At 38.9% G+C, this 22227-nt stretch carries 19 protein-coding genes and 1 tRNA gene; 6 read left to right on the top strand and 14 right to left on the bottom strand.

Annotated features, from left to right (window positions below; genetic code table 11):
• Nucleotides 1-205: 205 nt before the first annotated feature.
• Nucleotides 206-1162, top strand: a complete 957-nt coding sequence (locus tag ACH6EI_RS04955) for an LCP family protein (RefSeq protein WP_372454540.1) — start codon at nucleotides 206-208, stop codon at nucleotides 1160-1162.
• A gap of 225 nt (nucleotides 1163-1387) precedes the next feature.
• Nucleotides 1388-1753 (top strand): hypothetical protein, encoded by a 366-nt coding sequence (locus ACH6EI_RS04950; RefSeq protein ID WP_028415028.1) that lies wholly within the window; start codon nucleotides 1388-1390, stop codon nucleotides 1751-1753.
• A 27-nt stretch (nucleotides 1754-1780) separates the two neighbouring features.
• Here the strand turns inward: ACH6EI_RS04950 and ACH6EI_RS04945 are convergent, their stop codons facing one another.
• The 5 genes from ACH6EI_RS04945 to ACH6EI_RS04925 all read right to left on the bottom strand — a co-directional run bounded on the left by ACH6EI_RS04945 (nucleotide 1781) and on the right by ACH6EI_RS04925 (nucleotide 6207).
• Entirely contained in the window at nucleotides 1781-2299 is a 519-nt protein-coding gene (locus ACH6EI_RS04945; RefSeq protein ID WP_028415029.1) for an NAD(P)H-dependent oxidoreductase, read from the bottom strand.
• Between the two features lie 140 nt (nucleotides 2300-2439).
• Nucleotides 2440-3186: a YwaF family protein gene (locus tag ACH6EI_RS04940; RefSeq protein WP_108674288.1), complete on the bottom strand. Its 747-nt coding sequence runs from the start codon at nucleotides 3184-3186 to the stop codon at nucleotides 2440-2442.
• A 209-nt stretch (nucleotides 3187-3395) separates the two neighbouring features.
• Nucleotides 3396-4919, bottom strand: coding sequence for an ABC transporter permease/substrate-binding protein (locus ACH6EI_RS04935; protein ID WP_108674289.1), 1524 nt, complete (start codon nucleotides 4917-4919; stop codon nucleotides 3396-3398).
• The gene (locus tag ACH6EI_RS04930; protein ID WP_014458647.1) at nucleotides 4919-5869 is read right to left on the bottom strand and encodes an ABC transporter ATP-binding protein; all 951 of its coding nucleotides are present in this window, start codon (nucleotides 5867-5869) and stop codon (nucleotides 4919-4921) included. Before ACH6EI_RS04930 ends, ACH6EI_RS04935 begins: the two co-directional genes overlap by 1 nt.
• A gap of 265 nt (nucleotides 5870-6134) precedes the next feature.
• Nucleotides 6135-6207 (bottom strand) — tRNA-Thr (locus ACH6EI_RS04925).
• Nucleotides 6208-6417: 210 nt separating this feature from the next.
• Here ACH6EI_RS04925 and ACH6EI_RS04920 point away from each other — a divergent pair.
• Nucleotides 6418-7470 carry an aromatic ring-hydroxylating dioxygenase subunit alpha gene (locus ACH6EI_RS04920; protein WP_108674290.1) on the top strand — a complete coding sequence of 351 codons (1053 nt, stop codon included), beginning with the start codon at nucleotides 6418-6420 and terminating at the stop codon, nucleotides 7468-7470.
• A 32-nt stretch (nucleotides 7471-7502) separates the two neighbouring features.
• Here ACH6EI_RS04920 and ACH6EI_RS04915 read toward each other — a convergent pair whose 3' ends face one another.
• A complete protein-coding gene (locus tag ACH6EI_RS04915) occupies nucleotides 7503-9032 on the bottom strand; it encodes a DHA2 family efflux MFS transporter permease subunit (RefSeq protein WP_108674291.1) in 1530 nt (509 codons plus the stop codon).
• Nucleotides 9033-9297: 265 nt separating this feature from the next.
• Between ACH6EI_RS04915 and ACH6EI_RS04910 the strand changes: the two genes are divergently transcribed.
• Nucleotides 9298-10218: a TetR/AcrR family transcriptional regulator gene (locus ACH6EI_RS04910; protein WP_028415034.1), complete on the top strand. Its 921-nt coding sequence runs from the start codon at nucleotides 9298-9300 to the stop codon at nucleotides 10216-10218.
• 109 nt (nucleotides 10219-10327) lie between these two features.
• Here the strand turns inward: ACH6EI_RS04910 and ACH6EI_RS04905 are convergent, their stop codons facing one another.
• From ACH6EI_RS04905 to ACH6EI_RS04880, 6 genes are all read right to left on the bottom strand, one after another.
• Nucleotides 10328-11149, bottom strand: a complete 822-nt coding sequence (locus ACH6EI_RS04905; RefSeq protein WP_014458643.1) for a carbohydrate ABC transporter permease — start codon at nucleotides 11147-11149, stop codon at nucleotides 10328-10330.
• 17 nt (nucleotides 11150-11166) lie between these two features.
• Entirely contained in the window at nucleotides 11167-12069 is a 903-nt protein-coding gene (locus tag ACH6EI_RS04900) for a carbohydrate ABC transporter permease (protein ID WP_098113586.1), read from the bottom strand.
• A 23-nt stretch (nucleotides 12070-12092) separates the two neighbouring features.
• Entirely contained in the window at nucleotides 12093-13334 is a 1242-nt protein-coding gene (locus ACH6EI_RS04895; protein ID WP_028415036.1) for an ABC transporter substrate-binding protein, read from the bottom strand.
• 72 nt (nucleotides 13335-13406) lie between these two features.
• Nucleotides 13407-15527 carry an amylo-alpha-1,6-glucosidase gene (locus ACH6EI_RS04890; protein ID WP_028415037.1) on the bottom strand — a complete coding sequence of 707 codons (2121 nt, stop codon included), beginning with the start codon at nucleotides 15525-15527 and terminating at the stop codon, nucleotides 13407-13409.
• Nucleotides 15528-15614: 87 nt separating this feature from the next.
• Nucleotides 15615-16631, bottom strand: coding sequence for a LacI family DNA-binding transcriptional regulator (locus ACH6EI_RS04885; RefSeq protein WP_028415038.1), 1017 nt, complete (start codon nucleotides 16629-16631; stop codon nucleotides 15615-15617).
• 146 nt (nucleotides 16632-16777) lie between these two features.
• Nucleotides 16778-18052, bottom strand: coding sequence for an ATP-binding protein (locus ACH6EI_RS04880; RefSeq protein ID WP_028415039.1), 1275 nt, complete (start codon nucleotides 18050-18052; stop codon nucleotides 16778-16780).
• Between the two features lie 271 nt (nucleotides 18053-18323).
• Between ACH6EI_RS04880 and ACH6EI_RS04875 the strand changes: the two genes are divergently transcribed.
• Both ACH6EI_RS04875 and ACH6EI_RS04870 read left to right on the top strand, forming a co-directional pair.
• Nucleotides 18324-19088 (top strand): sulfite exporter TauE/SafE family protein, encoded by a 765-nt coding sequence (locus tag ACH6EI_RS04875; protein WP_108674292.1) that lies wholly within the window; start codon nucleotides 18324-18326, stop codon nucleotides 19086-19088.
• Nucleotides 19089-19321: 233 nt separating this feature from the next.
• Entirely contained in the window at nucleotides 19322-20674 is a 1353-nt protein-coding gene (locus ACH6EI_RS04870) for a cation:dicarboxylate symporter family transporter (protein ID WP_397376889.1), read from the top strand.
• A gap of 27 nt (nucleotides 20675-20701) precedes the next feature.
• Here the strand turns inward: ACH6EI_RS04870 and ACH6EI_RS04865 are convergent, their stop codons facing one another.
• Together ACH6EI_RS04865 and ACH6EI_RS04860 are read right to left on the bottom strand one after the other, a co-directional pair.
• Nucleotides 20702-21097 carry a hypothetical protein gene (locus ACH6EI_RS04865; RefSeq protein ID WP_108674293.1) on the bottom strand — a complete coding sequence of 132 codons (396 nt, stop codon included), beginning with the start codon at nucleotides 21095-21097 and terminating at the stop codon, nucleotides 20702-20704.
• A 70-nt stretch (nucleotides 21098-21167) separates the two neighbouring features.
• Nucleotides 21168-22139, bottom strand: coding sequence for an NAD(P)H-dependent flavin oxidoreductase (locus ACH6EI_RS04860; RefSeq protein ID WP_028415043.1), 972 nt, complete (start codon nucleotides 22137-22139; stop codon nucleotides 21168-21170).
• Between the last annotated feature and the right edge of the window lie 88 nt (nucleotides 22140-22227).

The following is a 22227-nucleotide window of genomic DNA, read 5'->3' as shown; positions in this document are numbered from 1 at the left end:
TAGATTATAACAAATATCTTCGAAAAAAATAACCTTTATTTCCTCTTTCTTCTATTTGTACACTTCTCTTATTTTAGCTGTCTTCGCAGATTTACTAGTGAACGTACTTGCTAATCTAATTCCTTAGTGTTAATTTTATTATGTCGTTTTATAATTTTTTGCATAATTGGTTTTAAACAAAAAAGTATTAATATTTTTGAATGCGATGGTGAGACATTTGGAAGAACGTACAGAACGTAAACAACATAAAAGAAAAAAGCAAAGAAAAAAGAAACGCTTTAGAAAGCTACTTCTTTTCTTTCTCATTCTTGTAATCGCCGCTGGTGCATATGTGTATTATCAATACCAACAAGGATTAGCAGAAGCAGACGGAGCTTTTGGGAAAGATGGACAGTTTGATTTTAATGGTGCAAGTGCCAATTTAGATAGCATGAATGTGCTGCTTCTCGGAATTGACTCTCGCGGTGAAGAACATTCGCGTGCCGATACAATCATGATTGCTCATTATGACAAAGACAGCAATCAGCCTAAAATTGTTTCTTTGATGCGTGATTCATATGTGGATATTCCTGGACATGGCAAAAACAAATTAAATTCAGCCTATGCATTTGGCGGGCCCGAATTAATGCGTAAGACAATTAAAGAAAATTTCGGCGTAGATGTAAACTATTATGCTGTTGTTGATTTTAAAGGTTTTTCTAAAGTTGCCGATACGATTGCCCCTGAGGGAATTACGGTTACCGTGCCACATGAAATGTCGTCAGGAATTGGCATGACGCTAAAACCTGGAAAACAAACTCTTCACGGAGATAAATTACTAGGATACGTGCGATTCCGCCATGATAGCCAAAGTGATTTCGGGCGCGTGAAGCGTCAACAAGAAGTGATTGGTAAATTAATGGATGAAGCTCTTCAAGTAAAGACACTGGCGAAAGCTCCTAAGCTATGGGGTGTCATTGATCCATATGTGGATACAAATATTCCGCCAAAAACATTTATTGTGATAGGAAAAGATTTTTTAGTTGGAAATCAGCCAGATTTAAAATCTCTTCGTTTACCGGTTGAAGGTTCCTATTCAAATGAACGAATATCCGGTATTGGTGCTGTTTTAAGCATCGACCTTGAAGAAAACAAACAAGCGTTACAGTCATTTTTAAATTAGGAAAAGGTGTCCATTAGAGGACACCTTTTTTTATACTATTCAAAAAAACTTCTGTTTTTCCTCCCTATCCTTCAAAAAATTTTCAGCTTCGACAAAAAATGGAGATAAAATGGAGTTGTTTTCTAGAAAACAGCTGTTTCTTTGGAGTTCTATTTTTTCTCCTGTATGCGTATATGAAAAGAGAAGGACTTCTTTTTTATATTTTTTAGTCAAGGAGATGAAATGATGAAATTATATGGTTTTCAATCTGAAGAAGAGCGTTCCTTTCTTCATTCTACCTATAAAGTAAACCCATTACTTTCTCATACTGGAGATGTCAAAATCAGCTTTTTATCTTTTCAAGAAAATGATTATACCCCCCGTCAAGAAGCTACGATTCCACAGCTTCTTTTAGTCGTTCACGGGGAAGGCTGGGTAGCTGGCGATAACGGACTGAAAATTTATATCAAACAAGGTGAATCAGCATTTTGGAGAGCTGGGGAATCTTTTGAAGTCGGGAGTCTAACGGCTATGACAGGACTACTGATTGAAGGATTAGATATTGCTCCTCAAAAGCTGCTTACTTCTTTCTCACGAACAAACGCAAATTAAAAAGCCGCTTTGACGCGGCTTTTTTTATTATCTTAGTAATTGAGCGTAGTTTTCTGCGCTATCTTGAATAACTTTGTCACTCAGGTCACCGCCTGCTCCTTGAAATAAAAATGGAGTTTGGAACTTCATACCTGTTAAATTTGCCATAGCTTGGAAAGGAAGAAGCAGATGATTCATTGGGTAACGGTTGTATCCCCCTTCTTGATAAGCTTCTGCAGGGCCTCCTGTCGAAGTAGCTACGACAAACTCTTTTCCCTGAAGTTTAGTACCTTTGCTTCCATAAGCCCATCCGTATGTTAAAACAACATCTTGCCACTCTTTTAAGAGTGCTGGTGAGCTGTACCAGTAAAATGGAAATTGAAAAACAATACGATCGAATTGAACAGCTAACTCCTGCTCTTTTTCTACATCAATTTTGAAATCGGGATAGTTTGCGTATAAATCATGAACGTACACATCCTCCTCTTTTTTTACTCGCTCTGCCCACGCTTTATTAATACGAGAAGATGCTAGATTTGGATGCGCTAAAATAACCAGTGTTTTCATTTTGATACTCTCCTTCTGATGTCTGTGCTTGCTTTTTTCTTTTCTATTTTTTACGCTTGCCTCTCACGGCTTGTTCACTCATTCTTTCCTTTTCCTTCAGGAAATCCGAGTTCGTTTACACTTATAAATTACCAGTATTATCATTCTGCTTCAATAAAATTGACTTTGCTTTTATCACCTTTAATTTTTTTATGTACCCAAAACGGAAGATAAAGGACAAGAAAACTAAGAATCATGATTCCTTCAATCCATACTAAATACCAAGGATGAGGTCCAAGAACATCCAGCAAGGAAGCGTGCTCTGGCTTTTTCATCATGTATAAATAATTCGCACCCAGTAAACGATTCATGACATAGATAAAACCTCCGTACAGATTAACAAATACTACGCTTACCCATAAAGAACGAAACGTCGGCTCATATCTGCAGGCAGCAATTAGCATACAGCAAGCAAGTACCACACCGCCATGCGATACATAGAACTGCACATAGCGAAACTGGGCATACGCATAGCCGCCAAGGTCTGGGGTAATCATCGCTTGAACAGAGCTGCTGATTCCTGCGAAGTACACAAAATAAAAAAGAAATCTGCTTTTGGTTATCAGCATAACAGCAGCAAGCAGCACGACTATATCACTGAGCTGAAGAGGCAAGGAAGTTTCAACGGACCACTGATGACATCCGATTTCCCAAGCCTGGTAGGCCGTTTCTGAAACCATTAGAATGAATGAAAGCAAAACGAATACAAACCTCTTTTTTCGCAGCTGCTTTCGACATAAAAAAATAAATGCTCCTATGATTACGATAATGGCTAAAGTTACAAGATGTTCAACTGAAAAAAGCTGAAAAGAATGCTGTACAGGATGACATGTAAAAAATGAATTCATAACGGCGCCTCCTCTCCATCAAAAAACAAATTTGGTACCTTTAGCTTGTTCATAAGACCTCATTTTCATTAACGCTTCTCTCACATTAAAAAGAGATTGAAACATAATGAAAGCTACGTCCACCATGCTAATAAAAAGATCCGAACGATTTATCGTTCGGATCTTCTTTTAACTAAAATAATTTTGTACTAATCTTTTTGTCTTCATTTTTATTTTTTAATTAATCCTTTTTTCAGTAAGAATTGATGAGCGACTTCTTCAGCCGTTTTTCCTTTTGCATTTACTTGATAGTTCATTTCACGCATTTCGTCGTCACTGATTTTGCCACCCAGTTGATTTAAGATCTTTTTCAGTTCAGGGTGCTCTTTTAGTGTATCTTCACGAAGCACAGGCGATCCTTGATACGGAGGGAAGAACTGCTGGTCGTCTTTTAAGACTTTTAAACCAAACTGTTTGATTTCAGGATCCGTTGCGTAAGCATCAAGCATGTTAATATCGCCTTTTTCAACAGCGCGATAGCGAAGCTTCGGCTCCATCGTTTTAATATTCGGGAAAGTAAGGCCATATTCTTTTTGAATGCCTACGTAGCCGTCTTCACGATCTTTAAACTCAAGCGTAAATCCTGCTTTTACTTTATCTGTTGCATTTGCCAAATCTGAAATGGTCGTTAGATTATTTTCTTTGGCAAATTCTTTTGTCACGGTCAATGTGTACGTATTATTAAACTTCATTGGATCTAAATAGACAAGCCCGAATTTCTTTTTAAATCCTTCTTTTGCCTGCTTGTACACCTGTGTTTCATCTTTGTTGTCCGGCTGTTCCTTTAGATGCGTCACAATGGCTGTCCCCGTATATTCAGGGTACAAATCAATTTCCTTGTTACGCAGAGCCTCAAATACAAATACCGTTTTCCCAAGCGACGAACGAAGGTTTACTTTCATATCGGTTTGATCTTCAATTAATTCTTTGTACATATTGATTAAAATATCTTGTTCTGCGCCAATTTTCCCTCCGATAACAAGGTCTGGTTTTGTTGCGCTCATCGCTGCAAACGGAGAAACAAGAATAAGTACTAATACGATGATCATGATGAACGAGCGTTTTTTGGACCCTTTTTTAGCAGAGTGTTCAATCGTTCGCAGAATTCCATCAAAAATAAGCGCTAATAATGCTGCTGGAACGGCTCCTAATAAAATCAAACTATTATCGCTTCGGTCAATACCAAGCAAAATTAAGCTTCCGAGTCCGCCTGCTCCGATAAGAGCCACGATTGTCGCTGTACCAATAATGAGTACCATCGCTGTGCGAATTCCGGCCATAATGACAGGAAGCGCTAGAGGAAGTTCTACTTTGATTAATCGTCTCCACGAGTTCATCCCCATGGCTTTGGATGCTTCAATTAAAGATGGGTCCACTTCTTTGATTCCGGTATATGTATTTCGTACAATAGGAAGAAGCGAATATAAAAACAGTGCAATAACCGCGGGAAAGGTTCCAATTCCGACAAGAGGAATCAGTAATCCTAATAAAGCGAGTGAAGGAATGGTTTGCAGTACGGCTGTTACGCCAATGATCGGTTCAGCAATGCGGTCATGCCTCGTTAAGTACAGTCCAAGCGGCACTGAAATTAATACGGCGATCACAAGAGCCAGTACTGAAATTTGAATGTGTTCAAGAAGAGCTTGAAACAGGGCATCTCCTCGTTGATCTAATAATGCGCTTAGTGCATTCATTACAGCGTTCCTCCTTCTTTCGTTTTATCAGAAAGAAACGCTAATAGAGTTTTGCGCGTTACAACGCCAATGCGTTTGCTCCCTTTTTTCACAGCTATTGCTTCATGGTCGTAAAGGGCGTCCATTGCCTGCTGAACAGTGGCGGTTGAAGCTAGCTCTTCAGTAGGTTCTACGTCTGGCTGTTCACTTTCTTTGACAAACATATCCAATGTCTCAAATAAAGCATTTCCTTGATTTCCAATAAATGTTTTTACAAACTCATTTTTAGGCTTTTGAATGAATTCCTCCGGGGTGCCAACTTGAACAATTTCCCCATCTTTCATCAGGCAGATACGATCTCCAAGCGTCATGGCTTCGCTCATATCATGCGTAACAAACACAAATGTTTTTTTGATTTTTTCTTTTAAGCTAATAACATCTTGTTGAAGCTGTTCGCGGCTTAACGGATCGAGGGCACTAAAGGGTTCGTCCATTAAAATAACGGGGGGATCAGCTGCGAGGGCACGTGCTACACCTACACGTTGCTGCTGGCCACCTGAGAGCTCAGACGGCTTTCGGTTTCGATATTGCTTTGGGTCTAGTCCTACCAAGGTAAGCAGTTCATCAATACGCGTTTTGATTTTGTTTTTCTTCCAATGCTTCATCTCCGGTACAATGGCTATATTCTCAGCAATGGTCATATGAGGAAAAAGAGCAATCTGCTGTAGCACATAACCAATGTTCCAGCGTAGCTCATGTATGTTGTGGTCCGATACGAGCTTATCTTTTATGTATAGTTCTCCTTCGGTAATATCATGAAGACGGTTAATCATTTTTAAGGTGGTTGTTTTCCCACATCCACTCGGACCAATTAAAACGAAAAACTCTCCTTCTTTTATTTCTAGATTAATATTTTTCACGGCGGTCGTACCGTCTGGATATTGCTTTGACACATTCTTAAACGTAATCAAATTATCGTTCACACTCCCTGTTGAAATTTAACCCCTAGTTTCGTGTACCCAATACTTAGAGGCAATAAACATTCTTTTAAGAATATTTCTAAATATGATTCATAAGACATAGTGGAAAAGATACACATGTTTTCTAACAGCCTCCTAATAAGGCTATCAAACTGTTAAAGTTTTCACAAGGCGGGGAAGAATAATTCGGAGAATAAATTTAAAGCCAATCCAAATAAAAAAACCTTCTTTCAACAAGAAAGAAGGTTTTTGAGTATGCTAGCGACAGGGATCGAACCTGCGACCTCTTGCTTACCATGCAAGTGCTCTACCTACTGAGCTACACCAGCGTCTTGGAAAATTATATCACGTTTAAATTTATTTAGGAAGCGCTTTTTTAAATTTTTTTATTGGTATATTCTCTAATTTGCGTCTTCTGAAATTCGCACTTTCTACAAAGTTCCATATTTCATGTTAGAACTTCTTACATAAATTGTGTGAATTTTCTTTTTTTATATTACCCTTAGTAAAAGAGCTTACAAAAGAAGGGAAGAAAATAGATGGAACAACAACCAACCATGACAAAATCAAAAACGGCAACTCCCTACCCAAGAGACTGCACGTTCAGCCTGGAAGATTGGACGACGCTTGCTAAGTATTGGTACCCCGTCGCACGCTGCAGTGATGTAACAGAAAAACCAACGTCCGTAAAATTACTAGATGTAAATCTAGTTTTATACCGCACCACACACAAAGTTGTAGCGGCACGTGATTTATGCGTTCACCGAGGCACCCCGCTTAGCATGGGCTGGGTGGAAGATGATGAAATTGTCTGTCCTTACCACGGCTTCCGCTACGCAACGGACGGCGCATGCACGTCAATTCCAGCTCACCCTGACGCCAACATTTCTCCCCGTCTCTGTATGGCCGTCTATCCAGTTATTGAACGATATGGATTAGTGTGGACGTCCCTGACAGGAGAACAAGATAACCTGCCTTATTTCGATGCGTGGGAGGACCCTGATTTTCAGCAAATTGTTTGTCCGAGCTTTGATATCATGGGTTCAGCCGGTCGTCAAATGGAAGGCTTTTTAGACGTAGCTCATTTTGCTTGGGTTCACACAGACACATTTGGTGATCGAAACAACGCCTTTGTGCCTAAATATAAAGTAAGCGATACAGACTATGGGCTTCATGTAGAATATACGAGCACCGTGAGCAATTATTCCAAAGAACAGCAGCATTTAAATCCAACTGATTTTAAATGGCTTCGCGTCTTTGATGTTTATCCCCCGTTTACAGCTACGCTAAAAGTATACTTCCCAGAAGGCGCAGAGCTGTGGATTATGAATGCAGTCTCTCCTATTTCAGCCCGCGAAACACGTTTATTCGCGCCAATCGCTCGAAACTTTGACAAAGATTCTCCCGTTGAAGGTGTGTATGACTTTAACCTTCGCGTCTTTGACGAAGACCGTGAAATGGTGGAAAACCAAAAACCTGAAGACTTGCCTTTAGACCTGCAGATGGAAGCGCATATTATGGCTGATCAAACGTCCATCGGTTACCGGAAATTATTAAAGAAAATGGGCTTAAGCTTTAGATATACAAGCTAAAAAAATCCCCGCTGTCTCAGCGGGGATTTTTTTTATTTAGCAAACTGCTCGCGTGCTGCTTTTTCCTTTATCACTTCATCTTCACTTGCCGGCGTTGCGCGTTTCATGAAGAATGAAAGAATTAAGGCAACCACCACTAGGACTACTGAGACAGCAAACGCATCGTTAATCCCTTGTACCATTGCCTGCATCCCAATCTGTTCTTTCATTTGAGCTGCCCCGGCTGCGGTTGCATTAGCTGCTCCTGCTCCTGCTCCGCTCATTGCATCTTGAGCGAGCTCTTTTGCATGAGTAGCTGTACGGTTTGACATCACCGTTACTAAAAGAGCCGAACCAATAGCTCCCGATACTTGTTGAAGCGTATTGTTCATCGCAGTACCATGCGGATTAAAACGCTGCGGAAGCTGATTTAATCCGTTTGTCATAACCGGCATCATCACCATAGACATTCCGAACATACGAAGCGTGTAAAGCGTAATGAGCGTTGTATAGGTCGTATCAAGCTCTAAGTTACTGAAGAAATACGTCGTAACGGCTGTAATCGTTAGACCCGTTACAGCCAATGCACGCGCTCCGAATTTATCAAATAATTTTCCGGTAATCGGTGACATCACACCCATTAGCAGCGCACCTGGAAGCATTAGTAATCCTGAATGAAGCGGAGAGATGCCTCGTACCGTTTGAACATAAATTGGCATTAGCAGCATGGCTGAGAATAATGCCATTGTAATTACCATCGAAATCGTTGATGATAAAGCAAACATTGGATATTTAAAAATGCGGAATTCAAGCATCGGTGTTTTAAGCTTGAACTGACGCGTAATAAATAAAATCAGAGCCACAGCTCCTACGATAATGGTACCGTATACTTCCACAGAATCCCAGCCTTTATCCCCTGCTGAGCTAAACCCGTATAGAAGTCCGCCAAATCCAATTGTAGATAGCAAAAGGGATAAAAAATCCAAATTGATTTCCACTTTTTCTTTTTTGTCTTTTAATAGGAAGAAAGCGCCTATTAATACAATGGCTGCGATTGGCGTAACAAGGTGGAACAGCATTCTCCACTCATAGTGTTCAATTAGCCATCCTGATAATGTAGGACCAATTGCCGGAGCAAAAATCATAACTAAACCGAAAATCCCCATCGCAGCTCCGCGTTTTTCTAATGGAAAACTTGTGAGCAATACGTTCATTAAAAGCGGCATCATAATAGCTGCGCCTGACGCTTGAATAATACGAGCGGTTAACAACACAGAAAATACTGGCGAAGCACCTGCAAGTATTGTTCCTGCTGTAAATAAAGTCATCGCCGTTAAAAATAAGCCTCTGACAGAATAGCGCTGAATTAAAAAAGCGGTAGTTGGAATCATAATACCATTCACTAACATATAACCAGTAGAAAGCCACTGGACAGTTGACGTTGTCACATCTAAGTCTTTCATAATAGACGGCAGCGCCACATTTAATAACGTTTCATTCAATAATGAGATAAAAGCGCCAATTAACAAAATAGCAATTATGCCATAAGGCGGCTTTTCCATTTGATTTATCGATCGACTCATTATTGTACCTCCTTATACTTTAGGTTCATTTTTTTAGACACGTGTTCTACATAGAGTATATTATACTGTGAGTTCAATTTATGCAAGTGAAAAATCTTACGTTCACGTTCTTTATTTTCTCAACTTTTTTAGTCCTATAATCCTTTTATACCAATATATTGTCGTGATATCGTTCAGTTTTCTGAAAAGAACATTTGTGTAAACGCTTTAAATCATGTATCATAAAGTTGGACCATGAGTCTAATTTTACATTTAGGTGATAATAATGAATAATCGAAAACAGCAAGTTGTAAAAAATGCACACCATCTCTTCGTTGAAAAAGGATTTCAAGCTACTTCTATTCAAGACATCATTGATTATAGCGGCATTTCAAAAGGAACATTCTACAACTATTTTTCTTCAAAAAATGAATTATTAATCGCTGTTTTTACATGGCTTCATACGACCATTGAACAAGAGCGCAATCAGCTGCTGGTTGGTAAAAGTCTGACCGATGTAGATGTATTTATTAAACAGATCGATGCGCAGATGAAAAACCATCACAAACATAAATTTTTTACGTTACTTGAAGAAGTATTTGTTTCTAATGATCCTGATTTAAAAGCATACATAAAAAAAACCCAGTTCATTGAAGTAAACTGGTTCTACAAACGGTTTATTGATTTATTTGGACAAGAAAAGAAACCTTATCTGCTAGATTGTGCAATTATGTTTCTTGGCATGCTTCACCGCAACTTTCACTATAATTTTATGGTCAACGGTACAAATACTGATCCCCATGAGATTATAACTTACAGCGTTAAGCGTCTGCTTCCTCTTGTAGACGAAGTAGCAAGTTCAGGAGACATTTTGCTCGATCCGCAAACGATCAAAGAATGGCTTCCATCTTGCCCAAATACTAAAAATCAAATAGAACAGGACATTTCCGCAGCACTTATCGATTTAAAAAAGCAAGCTCACAAACAATTTACGGATGAATTCGAACGTCAAAAATGCACAGAGCTTATTAGTTTTATTGAAGAAGAGATGTTTAAACAATCGAATCCACGCAAGTTTGTTGTGGATAGTGCCCTTCATTCATTAAAGCAGCTGCCTGTTAACAACCGTAAAACGAACCTAGAGGAACTGCAAACGATGATTGATCAGTATGTGAGTGAACTTCAATCAACAGCTAGAAGCAACTAAACATATGAAATTCACGCTCACCATAACAACAAAAAACGAACGATTATGATTTTTTAATTAATCGTTCGTTTGTAATTCCAACTAAAATACTTTTATCCCAGCCTCTTTTTTATTTTCCTCCAGTAAACGAAATTCCTTTAATGAAATATTTGTTAAAAAACGCATAAATGAGCAAAATTGGAAGTGTAAAAACCATGGAAGCTGCCATAATATAGTTCCAATAACTGATATACTGACCTTTAAATGTGTTAAGGCCTAAAGTCAACGTGAACATATTTTCATCAGACATCACAATTAAAGGCTTCATAAAATCATTCCAAAACCCCATAAATACAAAAATCGTTTGTGCTGCTAAGGCAGGTTTTGCAAGTGGAAGGACTATTTTGAAGAATGTTCCAAACTTCGATAACCCATCCAACTCCGCTGCTTCTTCAAGCTCTTTTGGGAAATTAATAAAAAATTGACGCATCATAAATATAAAAGTCGCATTTACCATTCCCGGTACAATCATTCCCTGATAGGTATTTAACCAGCCTAACTCTTTTAAAATTAAAAAATTAGGAATCATCGTTACTTGTCCAGGAATCATAAGCACCGCTAAAATAATAATAAATAAACTTTTCTTTCCCGGGAAACTGAGGCGTGCAAGGGCATAACCAGCCATTGAGTTAAATAGCAAATTCAGAGCTGTTCCTACTACGGCAATGAATAAGCTATTAAACATCCAGCGAGGGAACAGCTTTTGTTCCACAAAAATTTGTTTATAATTGTCTAGCGTAAAGTGTTTCGGAATAAAGTTCACCGTACCTGACACAATTTCTTCTAGCGTTTTAAAAGAAGCGGACAGCGCCCAAATAAATGGAATCAGAGTAATCAGCGCGTATATGCTTAAAATCGTATATAAAATGAGGACTCCTGTTTTTTTCTTCATCTTTTTCTTCCCCCCCCTTAGTACATACTTTCTTCTTTTGAAAACTTTCTCTGAATAACGGTTGCCACCAAAATCACGAGCGCCAGCATAAAGGCTAGTGCTGCAGCATACCCCATAGTACCTAAATTTTTAAATGCATATTGATAAATAAGCAGAACAACAGTCAGAGTCGAGTTATTAGGACCTCCTGAACCTCCTGAGAAAATAAACGATTGATCAAATAACTGAAACGTACCAATCAGTCCCATGATCACTACGAATGATGTAACCGGTCGCAGATTCGGAACTGTAATATGCCAAAACCGTTGAAACACATTAGCCCCATCTAACTGAGCTGCTTCATAAAGCGAATCTGGTACGTCTTGCAAAGCTGCCAAATAAATAACCATAAAAAATGGAGCTGTTGCCCAGATGTTCATAATCATAATGGCAATCAAAGCGACCTGAGGATCTCCAAGCCAATTGTAAGTTGGAAGACCAACAAACTTTAAAAACTCGTTCACAATTCCATTTTGATTGTACATCCACATAAAAATAAGCGTTAATACAGCCGATGATGTAAGTGTAGGTAAAAAATAAATAATGCGAAAAACTTTTTCTGCTTTTAGCCCTGCATTTAATGTGGCCGCCAGTATAAGTGCCAATGCGGTTTGTACCGGTACAACAATTACTACATACTTCACCGTATTCCAAAGAGCAATTTTAGCTTTGTCATCTTCAAGAACCTTCATGTAGTTCTCAAGCCCTCGAAAATGAAACTCAGTTCCTCCCAGCAATTGAACTTTATGTAAAGACAAAAAGATGGCATAAAAAATAGGTGCAATAACAAACAGCAATAGTACAAACAGTGTAGGTGTCATAAAAGCATATCCTTGCCCTACATCACGAGGTTTGTACGTTCGTATTTTTCCGTCTTTCATTTCCTCCACTCCCCCGCCAAGCCTTATTCATAAATACTAATCTCTTGATTTGCCTGCTTTTGTGCTTTTTTCAAAGCTGTTTCTAAATCACTTTGTCCCAAAAAGGCGCTTAAAAACTGGTTATTAAAGTTATTCATGATAATAGGCAAATACGGACCATCTTGCCAGACAGTTGCATAAGCAGCTCCTTTTACTAATGGACCTCGTTTTTCGTCTTCAGCAAAACCAAGCTTATCCGCTACGGATTTTCTTGTTGGCAATGCATAACCCTTGCTTGTCCAAGTTTCCATTCCTTCTTTCCCGGTTAAGTACTGAATGAGCTCCCAAGATGCTTTTTTCTTTTTTGAGTCAGCATTCATTACATACGCGACCGTAAATGCCATCGTATTTTTGTGACCGTTTATTGTCGGAACTTCCGCTGTACCGTAATCAAGTTTTGGGAAGGACTCCTGTAAAAATGGAATCATCCAATTCCCTTCAATCACCATAGCTACTTTTTGTTGTGCAAACATGTCCGTACCTGAGTTTGCGCCTACATCAGAGGGCTGTACAGACGTTTTATCTTTTAAATGCTGATCGATGAGCGGCTGAAGAGAATCCACGACTTCTTTCGTAGCAAAGTTTGCCTTATTGTTCTTTACAACGTCTCCTCCGTTTGCCTGCGCCATGTAGAAGATACGCGCTAATTCCGGCGTGACACCAAACGCTTGAATCCCTTTCTTTTTAAATACTTTTGAAACTTCTTTAAACTCATCCCATGTTTTTGGTACTTCTACTCCTGCTTCTTTAAATAGCTTTTTGTTGTAAAATAAGCCTAATGTGGAGTAATCTTTCGGAAAACCATAAGTCTCTCCATTTTTTTGAAACGCTTTCAATAATGGTTTCTCAAAATCCTGAACATCAAAATCAGATTTTACATAAGAATTTAAAGGTTCTAAAACCCCTGTATTAATAAGACCCGGCGCTTCAAGTGCATCAAGATAAAAAACATCTGGACCATTTCCACCTATTAAACGCGTTTTTAAAATATCCATGTATTGATCAGTGATTACTTCATGCTTCACATGAATTGATGGATGGAGTTTTTCAAAGTCTTGAATAGTTTGATTAAGCAGCTTCGTCTCTGTTGGGTTGCCTCCCCAGCCGGCTAATACAATTTCGACTTGACCATTTTCCCCGGAAACTTCTTGTACATTTGAACATCCAGTTAAAGCTGCTCCAGCCACTGCCAGAACCAAACTTAAAGCGAGTATCCACTTCTTCATTAGCTGTCTCCTTTCATTTCATTGACCTGCGGCTTATTAATTGACGCTTAATAAACCGCGGTCGAAGTAACATTAACCTACATAATTTCTTACCTTACATTGAGATAGAAGCTCGTATTTTGTCGTATTTTCTTTCACGTAAATAATAGTTTCGCTTTCTTCTTTTTTAACCGTTAATGAAAGTTTCCCACTGCCAATCACAAGGTTTTCTACAGAGATTTCATTCATATCGTCTATGAGCAAAGGATTTATCTGTATAGTACCTGCTGTACTATCAGGAAACAGTCTCAGCATCGCCTGTACGAAAGCTAAAGGCGTGCCGGCTGCCCAAGCTTGAGGTGAGCAGGCAACGGGATATTTGACAGGCTTGCCAAGGTTACTTGAATAGCCGCAGAATAGCTCTGGAAGACGGTCGTATTCAAAATGCTCAGCTGCATCAACCAGCCCTTTTATCACTTTATTGACTTCTGTTTGCTTGTTCGCTTTACTCAAACCGAGAACAATTAAACTATTATCGTGCGGCCAAATGCTCCCGTCATGATAACTCATTGGATTATAACCCGCTTCTCCTTCTGCCATTGTACGAATTCCATATCCCGAAAACATAGATTCTGATACTAGCCTTTCCGCTACTTTGTTCAGCTTCTCCTCATCCATCATCTCGGCTAAAAGTACATGACCTGGATTTGACGTAATCGTTCCTACTTGATGTTTATGTTCATCAAGTGCAATGGCATAGAATGACACGTCTTCCATCCAAAAGGCTTCATTGAACTTTTTACGCAGCAGCTCAGCTTCTTCACGTAAACTATTTGCTTCATTTGTTTTGTTTAACTGATCATATAAAGAAGCAATACCCATTTTCGCTTGATATACGTAGCCTTGTACTTCCACTAAAGCAATAGGAGTTTTTGCATATTCACCGCTGCGATGGACAACAGAATCCCCTGAGTCTTTCCATCCTTGGTTAGCAATTCCTTTACTTGATTCTTGATGGTATTCAAGAAATAAATCACCGTCTCGATCTCCATATTCATTGATCCATGTCAAAGCTCCATCGACAGTCATTTGCATTTCTTTTACAAACTCGAAGTCTCCCGTCCACTTCACATATTCCGTTAACAAAATTAAAAATAATGGTGTCGCGTCAACTGTTCCGTAATATGGAGTAAAAGGTATTTGATTTGTGTTGGCTAGTTCTCCGTAACGTATTTCATGCATAATTTTACCCGGCTGTTCATCACGCCATGGATCATTTGCCGTTCCTTGATATGCTGCCATAGTACGTAGCGTTCCTTTTGCTACTTCCGGATTAAAAGCCAGCATTTGAAGCGCTGCAATTAGACTATCCCTTCCAAATGGCACACCAAACCAAGGCAATCCAGCTACAGGAAAAGCACCGAATCCTACATCCGTTAGCAGTACGCGCAGGTCGTTAAGTCCTCTTGTAATAAGGCGCTGCATTGTCGGATGATCGGTTGTCACTTTTGTAGAAGATTTTTCCCACTTTTTATATGACTGCGTTAGTAAACTAAATGCTTCACCAGCTGATAAAATATTTTCATTGATGTCTTCGCCTATTTGCGGCTGAACCATTAATGTAATTTCTTCTTCTTCCTGATGGTTCAGTTCGAAAGAAAACATAACCTCTCCTTGTTCATACACGTGTGAGGCTTTTTTATCCCAAGAAATCCGTGTCGAACGCTTGATATCATCTGATCCTTCGTATGTATATATTAAACTGCTTTCCCCTTTTATTTGCCCTGTTCGTTTTCCGACATTTCCAGTTTGAAAACCTCTTACGATAAACATATCGTTAAAATCGACATCTGCTTGGATACTTAATGTAAAAGCAATTTTTTTAGGAAAATAACTTTTCAATTTTATTTTTTCATAGAAAATACCCTCATATATAAAGCGCTTTCTTTCTATTTCTACAGACTCTCGCCACAGCGATAGTTCTCCTTCTTTTTCCATATGCGGATTAGTAAGAAGAATTGTGGCTAACAGGTTTTCGTCGGCACTTGAGGACAATAACACAGGATCTGTACCGTTAATTTTCAAATGAAATTTGCTCAAAAAACGCGTATCTTTCATATATAGCCCTAAACCATACTGATGGTTTTCAGTGATATTTCCTGCTTGATCTGTTAGTAAAAATAAGTCATTTTCTTTAATCACACGGTAATCCATTTCCATCCCCCTAAATTTCACCGAAACGTTTTGGAAAAACGAAACACAAAACCGAAACGTTTCGGTTTTTACATTATATAAAAACCACTAGCCGTGGTTTTTAGCTGTTGATTCTCGAATAATCAGCTGTGTATCAAGATAACGCTTCATATTTGTTTCTTTTCCTTCTAGCATCTCAATTAGTAAATCTGCAGCTTCATAGCCAATCTGATATACTTCCTGCCCTACAGTCGTCAAATTTGGAGACGAGTAAGAAGCAAGAACAATATTATCATATCCGACAATCGAAACGTCTTTTGGTACATCAAGGCCAAGTTCTTTGCATGCTTTTAATGCTCCCAGTGCCATTAAATCACTTGCACAAAAAATAGCGGTGAGCTCTTCATACTTATTTAAAAGCTCACTGGCAGCTTTCTCTGCTTTCTTTTCTTCAAACTTTCCGCTTACAACCCATTCAGACCGAAACGACAAACCGCATTCTTTGAGGGCTTGTCTGTATCCGTTGAGACGTTCTTGGCTGACAAATGCGTCTTCATGTCCGTTAATCATCCCAATATGCTGATGGCCAAGACTCGCTAAATGTTCAACCGCTTTTTTAGCTCCCAAGGCATTATCGGTGGTGACATAGCCTACTGAACTAGAATGGACGGGAATATCAACTAAAACACAAGGAATATCGCTTTCTACTACTTCTTTTAAATAAGGATCTTCTTTTTTGATGCCCTGAATAATTGCCCCGTCCACTCTTCGCTCTCGACAAAGCTGAGTATATGTTTTTTCTCGCTGCATCATCGTGTTTGTATTAAATAAAATCAAGTCATACCCCAAAGTAGATGCACGCTCATTTACACCGCACAATACTTCAAACGTGAAATTATCTTTTACGCTCTCTCTGCTGATGCCTGAAACTAGTAGTCCAATTGTCTTTGACTTTTGCATAACCAATCCTCGAGCTAACGTATTGGGGCTATAGTCCAGCTCTCTTGCTACGGCTGCAATCTTTTGCCTTGTTTTTTCATTTACATCTGAATAACCATTTAAAGCCCGAGACACCGTTGTTACAGATACGCCGGCAACTCGCGCTATATCTTTAATCGTTGTCAATCAAAATTCCTCCAAAACGTTTCGGATAACTTTAAATAGATTGTAACGCTTTCATTTCTTAAATTCAATACTTTTTTAATAATCAGTTTACTTTTATCTATTTTTAAAATTTTTGCATATAAAAAAAGCAGCCCTAAAGCTGCTCTTTACTCACAAAGAGGAAATTGAAGTGAAAAGCACGTTTCTTTTCCTTTTACGCTAGACACACTTACTTTTCCCTTCATATAATGAATAATACTGAAAGATACCATCGTTCCAAGCCCCGTACCTTTTTCTTTTGTTGTAAAATACGGTTCGCCTAACCGGTTGACTTGTTCTTGCGTCATACCGCAGCCTGTATCCATAATATCAACGATCACAACTCCGCCTTCTTTTCCTACTTTAATAGTTAACGTGCCTCCGTTTTGCATGGCTTCAATACTATTTTTAAATAAGTTGATTAGACACTGCTGAAGCTTTCTTCTTTCTCCCATTACGAAGAACTTCACTTCTTCATCGAATGTAAAATCAATCGCGACTCCGTTCATATTGGCAAGAGGCGTCATAATATGGGTGACGTGATGAATTTCTTCTGACATATTCATTTTTTCATTTCGTTCTGGAGCGGAATTGGCAAATAGCAAGTAATCATCAATGATTTCTTTTGCGCGGTCTAGTTCATTAATCGCAATCGAAATGTAGCGTTTTTTAGCAGGTTCTTTTTCATCTTCTTGCAGCATTTGCATAAATCCTCTGCTTGCAGTTAGAGGATTTCGCACCTCATGAGAGATGCTGGCGGCTAAATGACTGACAATTTCTAGCTTTTCTGCTTTCATCAGGCGCTGCAGCACTAATAAATTTGCCCGTATCGCTTCCCACAGTATGGTAATCACAAACATGCCTGCCACATCTAAAACAGCGAACTGAACCCACACGCTAATAGGAATGCTTGTTACGTGTAAGACGAAAATAGATACAAGCATAGCTAATAAAGAACCAATTACACTAAGACAGGTGCTCACGATAATTCTATTTTTTAATGAGAAATGTAAAAAGTATTTTGTTATGAAAAATAAAGGAATGGATAAAATCGGAAGAGCAATTAATGTTGATAAAAATCCTACATCGTACCCGCCAATTAGCAAGCGCAGCAGTAAAATAAAGACAAAAAGCAAGCTTCCTAGCGGCCAGCCTCCATATAACGTTCCTAAAATATAAGGAATTCTTCGTAAATCCATTCGATAGTCATCCGGGACATAAGCTCCGTTAACCGGAAACAAAAGGCAAAAGGTAATAGCTAAAATCGGAAATACCGCGATATAGTGATCTTTCCACCAATGAACTTTTTTAGCATACTTGATCAAATAAAACATCTGCACTAAAAACAGCGCCAATAAAATAAATAAAAAATTAATTAACAAATCTTTCGTAACAAAACTCATGCATTCACCGGTCTTTCAAATGAGATAAAAATAAACTCTTTTATTGCATTTACATTTGTAACACAAATTAGAGCGTAATCATAGATAAATAAACGTATTCTATTTACTTTTTTATAACTTCCTATGACTTTATCGTCCGTTCCCTAAAATAGTGAAGACTAAGAAAACCTTTTCAACTTCACTAAAAATATTCAGAATTTTATTTACATACGGGTTACAATGCTCTATAATCAGATCAATGTACTTGGTTTTGAGAGTAGGAGGACAAAATATGGAACTATCAATTACCTTAATGGGATTATTCGTTGGAACCCTTGTAGGCTTAACGGGGGTTGGAGGTGCCGCTTTATTAACACCTTTACTGATTGTACTCGGCATTAGCCCTTCCATTGCCGTAGGAACAGATCTTGTCTACAATTCTATCACAAAATTATTCGGAGTCGCTCAGCACTACAAACAGCGAACCATTAACTTTAAATTAGCAAAATATTTAGCTTTCGGAAGTATTCCGAGCGCTGTGCTGGCTATTGTCACACTTCATGCATTCCCATCTTTTCACGAGCATCAAGAAACGATTATTAAGCACGCTCTCGGGTACGTCATGACGCTGGTTGCCATCTCAATTATCTTTCGCGTCTTTTTTGATAAATTAATTCGCCCAAATCGGTTTCAGGAAATGGACTTAAATCAGAAAAAAGGATTAACAATCGGAATTGGCGTAGTCTTTGGGTTCATTGTCGGACTAACATCGATTGGTTCTGGCTCATTATTTGCCATTGCAATGCTGTACTTATTTAAGTTAAAAACATCTGAGCTGGTTGGTACTGATATTGCACATGCGTTTCTTCTCGTTACGGTGGCTGGTATTTTAAATGCAAGCTTTGGAAGCGTTGATTATATGTTGACTGCTAACCTATTAACTGGATCTATTCCGGGTGTGTTACTCGGAAGCCGTTTATCAACGAAAGTGCCTTCAAGACCGCTTCAAGCCATTATGGCGACCATCATTTTAATTAGCGGAATTAAACTAATTTAATAAATAAAAAGCACATGCCTTTGCATGTGCTTTTTATTAGTTTTTTTAAAGATCTACATTAAAAATAATAATGTTTTAAACCACTCTCTTCCCTTCTTATACACTTCAACTAATATTTTTATTGAATTTTAGTCAAAGAGACCAATGACACCTCAAATAACCTTACGTTAAAATGTAAAAAAACATAACATCTATTGTAACATCAAAAAAATTGTACGACGAAGGGAGAACACATGACACAAACAGCGGCAAAAAGTAAGCAAAAACCTTTTTATAAAGGTCTTTTCTTTCAAATTATGATGGCAATTGTACTTGGCGTAGCCGTAGGATATCTATGGCCAAGCTTTGGAAATGCTGTGAAACCGATTGGAGACGGTTTTATTAAGCTCATCAAAATGCTGATTGCTCCTCTTATCTTTGGGGTAGTCGTTGTCGGAATTGCCAAGGTTGGAAACATTAAAACAGTTGGGCGTATTGGTGGAAAAACCATTCTTTACTTCGAAATTGTCACAACATTCGCTCTACTTATCGGTCTATTAGTAGCAAACGTAATGAACCCCGGCGCCGGTATGAATGTTGATCCTTCAAGCTTAAGCACAACTGAAGTGGACGCGAAGACAAACGGCTCCGAACTTCCGAGCGAAGGTGATTTTTTTCTTAATATGATTCCAGACAGTGCAGTTGGTGCTTTTTCAAACAACTCCATGCTTCAAGTGCTTTTAATTTCGTGTTTGTTCGGAATCGCTCTTGTCCATATAGGTGGAAAAACAGCGGAGACCCTTCTACACGTATTAGAAAAAGTAAATGATGTGTTATTTAAAATTATGGGATACATCATGAAGTTAACGGCTCTTGCCACGTTTAGCGCCATGGCATTTGCGGTTAGTCAGTACGGTCTTGGAACACTTGCTGCATTTGGAAAGCTATTTATCGCTATGACAATTGCTTGTCTAGCATTTGTTCTTGTTTTAGCTGTTATTTTACGAACCTATTTAAAATTAAGCTTGTGGAAAGTTATTCTATATATACGAGAAGAAATTATGCTGGCATTTGCTACGGGTTCTACTGAAGCCGTTATGCCGCAGCTCATGGATAAATTTGAACAAGCAGGATGCAACAAAGCAGTCGTTGGCCTTGTTGTGCCTACGGGCTATTCGTTTAACCTAGACGGTGCTTCTATCTACCTGTCTCTTGCTCTCGTCTTTTTAGCACAAGCGACGGGCGTGGACTTGAGCCTCACTGATCAGCTTTTAATGCTTGGTGTTCTTCTTCTTACGTCTAAAGGAATGGCTGGCATTCCAGGATCAGCTTTTGTTGCTCTTTCTGCTATCGCAGCAGCAACCGGATCCATTCCGGTAGCTGCCGTTGCTCTGATGCTTGCTCCTGATCGCTTTATGGGTAATTACCGAACCACAGTTAATATTATTGGTTATGCGGTAGCCGCTTTTATTATCGCACGATGGGAAAATTTATTAGACCTACAAAAAGCCAATGATGTGCTGGACGGAAAAATTACGTATCAGCCCAAAAATGCTGAAATTTCTCTCCCTGAGAGTATTCCAGCAGCCAATGAAAAAGCATTTTAATAAAAAAAATTCCTGGCCGAGACAAGTCTATTTTGCTTGTTTTTCGGGCAGGAATTTAATTGTTACATGAAAGGCCTTTTGCTGAAATTTATTTTCTTCCAGTATTTTATATACCATTTGTTTAATCGTTTCTTGCGTTTTGGCATCAGCTGAAACGGAAGGCTCCATATACACATCCAGCTCTACTCTGTCTTTTGAATAAAGGGAAGAATTCACACCCCTTGATTCATAGCCCGCTTCAGTTAAACCGCTGCTGATTTTATGCCAAATATCCAGTTTGTCCATTTGTTTAATAACAGGCTGTGCTTCTTCGTACACTTGTGCTTGCTGAGTCTTGGAAACTTCTTCTTTTTTAATAAAAACTGCATATCCTGAACCTACTATTAAAAACGTCATGATAGCAAATGCTCGCATTCTTTTCATTCTCTCACCTCATTTAGAGATATAGATTATAAATATGCGAACAATTGCTACAGTATGACGGCTTGTATCTCTACTTCTTTTCTACTATACTTAACAGTCGTTTAGAACCGGCGTGCACTTCTTCTATCATACTGTTAAACAGCTCTTGCACCGTTGGAATACTATCAATCAGTCCAACGACTTGGCCTGCCCATCCATAGCCTTCATCGATTTTATTTTCATAAATATACCGGCAGTTTGCCCCTCCGCTAATGACGTCTTTTAACTCTTCGTATCTCTCTCCTTGCTGTTCACGCTCAATAATGTCAAGAGTGTAGTGGGACTTCAATACGCGTCCAGGTGCCCCGAACGAACGTTTAATAACCACAGTATCGGTTTCTTTCGCTTCCACAATAGCTTGTTTATACGCATCATGGGCATCTACACATTCTTTTGTCGCGATAAAACGTGTTCCCATTTCTATCCCTTCAGCGCCTAATGATAACGCTGCCAATAATCCTTGTCCGTTTCCAATCCCTCCGCTTGCCAAGACCGGAATTGACACAGCCGCAGCTACTCGAGGAATTAATACCATTGTGCCTAGATCCTCACGTCCGATATGTCCTCCGGCTTCTTGCCCTACTGCCATGACAGCATCTGCTCCTAGCTTCTCAGCTTTTTGAGCTTGACGTACGTTGGCTACCAGCACGAGCGTTTTAATTCCCGTTCCTTTTAATCTTTCAAAAATAGGTGTGGGATTTGCTCCTGTTATGGAAATAACCGGAACACCTTCTTCTACTGCTGCGTCGAGAAGTTCTTTATAAGAACCTTCTGTTTGACCTCCAACAGCAAAATTAACGCCAAAAGGACGCTCAGTTAAAGAACGTACTTTCTTAATTTCAGCTCGAAGTTTCTCAGGTGTTCGGAGCGTCATAGCTGTAATTTGTCCAAGCCCGCCTGCATTTGAGACAGCAGCCGCAAGTTCTGCGTACGCTAGATACGCAAGACCTCCTTGTACAATTGGATATTGAATTCCTAATAAATCTGTTACCCGTGTTTTCATCTATGTATCCCCTCTCCTTTTATTTTTGTATTTATGAATACTTATTCATAATCATAACAAGAAAATAACGGATTTCCTACGAAAAAAT

The sequence above is a fragment of the Priestia sp. JSM ZJ58 genome (genome assembly GCF_044383985.1).
GTDB lineage: Bacteria > Bacillota > Bacilli > Bacillales > Bacillaceae_H > Priestia > Priestia zanthoxyli.
This window is presented reverse-complemented; position numbering and strand designations above follow the sequence as displayed.